We start from the raw sequence: 2,926 nt of genomic DNA on the forward strand, positions 1-2,926 counted from the left end.
CGAGAAACAGTTTTATAAAGTGATGGCGCGTGTTGGCGATCTACTAAGCATTAACTATCTAGGCACGCATACCATGCGTAAAACATGTGCCTATCGCGTATACACGCAGTCGAATTACAATATTGGTTTAGTCATGCACTTATTGAATCATTCTAGTGAAGCCATGACCCTGACTTACCTTGGGTTAGACCAAGCTAGTCGCGAAACGATGTTAGATCAAATTGATTTTGGTTAACCTATAAAAAAATTTTGCTCGTATACTGAAGATCCGGATTGCTTTATTTCTAGGACATAATCCGAGATAATCAAGTATAGGTTTTTTTATTATGAAAGCTAAGAGATACTCAACTGAATTTAAATCACCAATTGTTGCCTTGTACAACGAGGGTCGTTATGTTAATTCGCTGGCCAATGAATACCATTTGGCTGTACAAACGGTTACGGGCTGGGTCAAAAATCTCAAATCAATTCCAACTGCTCTTATACTAAAAATAGTCCATTTTTTAGTATAAGATCATCCATTATAGCCCATACATTTTCTATTCTTTTTATTACCAATAATTTTGATATTCAATTTTTGATAATCAATAATTATTAGTTCTTATTGTGCATATTATTTTTAATTAAATCACGTAATTGACGAAAATCATTTTTTACGTCGTAATCGTGCCGCTTTTGCGAAATTAGCTGTTGTAACAGTTCTTCTATACGCTCTACGTCAGTTTCGTCCGTGTAATTGATCCAATCGACGTGCTCTAACCAATCAATATAGGCATGCTTTCCTTTTCCATAACTATTTCCAAATAACAAGCAAGGTGTTCCTGTTAGAACGGAAAATACCATTGCATGCCAGCGATCTGTAATAATTATTTCCTGGTGCGAGAATAGTTCTAGTTCTGAATCAAATAATGCCTCCCGAGTAACAGGTGTTATCTTTTGTGGTTCGTCTAGAACGGTATCAACTCTTTTTACAGGGCGTTCATTCCCTAAAATATCTTTTATATTGTCAATCGTACTTTTTTTAACAACTTTTTCTGAATCATGCCGTAGAACGAATAAAGCCCCATTTCGATTGAAATTCCAGTTGACAGGTTTCATATATAAAACCATGTCAGGTGTAAAAATGACTGGGTTATCAAACGTTGATTGCATACGATGAAAACTTTGAGCATCACGTGCCACTAACACGAGATTAGGATTTTTCCGGTAAGCCTCTTGACTCTTTTGTTTTTCAATCTCACCATCTTCATTGTCTTCAAAATGTATTGATTGAGGAAATGAAATTGTCAGATTGTTCACAAAAGTTGAAAAAACCTTACGCCGTGCCTCCTCATGATTATGGTACAAATTGCCCATATTTCCCCCGCCAGTAAACGCAATAATATCAGAGGGCTGTAAATTCTCTTGGACAATGGGAATAGCATAGTCATCGTCTTCCTCAATAATTTCAATATATTGATATTCGGGGAATTCGTTTTCAATATATTTTCGTTCTGCTAACGAAACTGCTTGATCCCCCATGTTCGTGTAGCTTGGAACACCAAACATGTAAAATTTTGGTCGATCATTATTAGGAAGTTTGTGCACAACCTCTGTTGTGTTAACATAAAAGTTTGCCATGTGAATTAATACCCCTTTTATTTTTATACTTCAGCATTTTCATATGCTTTTTTCATTTTACGACCATTAACAAATATAACGGATAACAAGATACTAAAACCGTTGGTTAGTGCAAAGACGAAGAAAACAATAGCTGTTCCTAACAATGCAATAAGCTGCGGATAAATTAAACTAATAATAAAGTTAGTAATCCACGTTGTCGCTGTTGCGACTGACATAAATTGTGCTTTAACTTTCCCCGGAAACATTTCTGCTAATAATAACCATGTGACTGGGCTAACAATACCTTGATGATTGGCCAAGAATAAAGTCAAAGCAATCAGTACCAATACATTTGTTATGGTCTGCGAAAACATCGTTGTTTTCATAACCAAACCTAATAGTGCTAAAAAAACGACATTGCCAATCAAACCAATAACTAGCATTTTATGATGATTAGCTTTTTCAATCGTACGCGTACCAAAGATACTAGCAATAACTGACACCACACCTATTAAAATATTTGCGTAGAGTGAGCCTCCGGCCCTCATTCCCACATTTTCAAGTAAAATCGTGCCATAATACATGACAGTATTTACACCAGAAATTTGTTGAATCAACGCAATAACTATTCCGGTAATTAATAAATAAAGTAATTTTTTATTTTTCAAAGCAAGCGACCAGCTAAACTCTTGGTCATCAGATTCATCAATCGTTTCAGTTCCACTTATTACGAGCTGTTTAGTATTGCTGAACCCTAACCGACGAAATAATTGTCTAGCTTTATTAACTCGTCTTTTGAACAAAAGCCACTGTGGACTTCCACTGATTCGAAATGAATTAATCCATAAAATCACCGATGGAATTGCCGCAGATAAGACCATAATACGCCATATAGGGCCCCAGTCACCCCAGATGTTTCCTAAGATAGCATTGACAACAAAGGCACTTAGTTGACCAAGAACAATAAAAATAGCATTCTTATTAACATTCGCACTGCGTAAATTATCTGGCGATATTTCAGCTAGATACATTGGTGAAAGACTCGATGCCGCTCCCACGGCAATCCCTAAAATAAATCTAAAAATAGTCATGAACCAGAAATTAATAGCTAATGCACAAAGAAAGGTTGATATGGTAAAAATAATTGCAATCAAGCGTAGCGTTTTTTTCCTCCCTACTTGATCGGCTACCTTCCCACATCCTAATGCTCCAATACAAGCACCAATTACAAGGGAACTCGATACTACGCCTTGTAAGGAAGGGTTAAGATTAAGTTGATCTGGACGGCTCATAAAAGCTAGCGCTCCATTTATTACTCCTGTGT

The 2,926-nt window shown here is 36.3% G+C and carries 4 protein-coding genes; 2 read left to right on the top strand and 2 right to left on the bottom strand.

Annotated features, from left to right (window positions below; all coding sequences use genetic code 11):
• The coding region (locus ACW12G_RS07335; RefSeq protein WP_455647646.1) for a tyrosine-type recombinase/integrase at positions 1 to 235 on the top strand (235 nt) is incomplete at its 5' end.
• Between the two features lie 91 nt (positions 236 to 326).
• Positions 327 to 512: a transposase gene (locus tag ACW12G_RS07340; protein ID WP_333559498.1), complete on the top strand. Its 186-nt coding sequence runs from the start codon at positions 327 to 329 to the stop codon at positions 510 to 512.
• An 82-nt stretch (positions 513 to 594) separates the two neighbouring features.
• On the opposite strand, the gene ACW12G_RS07345 is transcribed toward ACW12G_RS07340, so the two are convergent.
• Both ACW12G_RS07345 and ACW12G_RS07350 read right to left on the bottom strand, forming a co-directional pair.
• Positions 595 to 1,620, bottom strand: a complete 1,026-nt coding sequence (locus ACW12G_RS07345; RefSeq protein ID WP_270747780.1) for a polysaccharide pyruvyl transferase family protein — start codon at positions 1,618 to 1,620, stop codon at positions 595 to 597.
• 23 nt (positions 1,621 to 1,643) lie between these two features.
• Positions 1,644 to 2,926, bottom strand: a 1,283-nt coding sequence (locus tag ACW12G_RS07350; protein WP_455647647.1) for a sugar porter family MFS transporter, incomplete at its 5' end; no start/stop codon positions are given.

Source organism: Leuconostoc sp., from assembly GCF_965300815.1.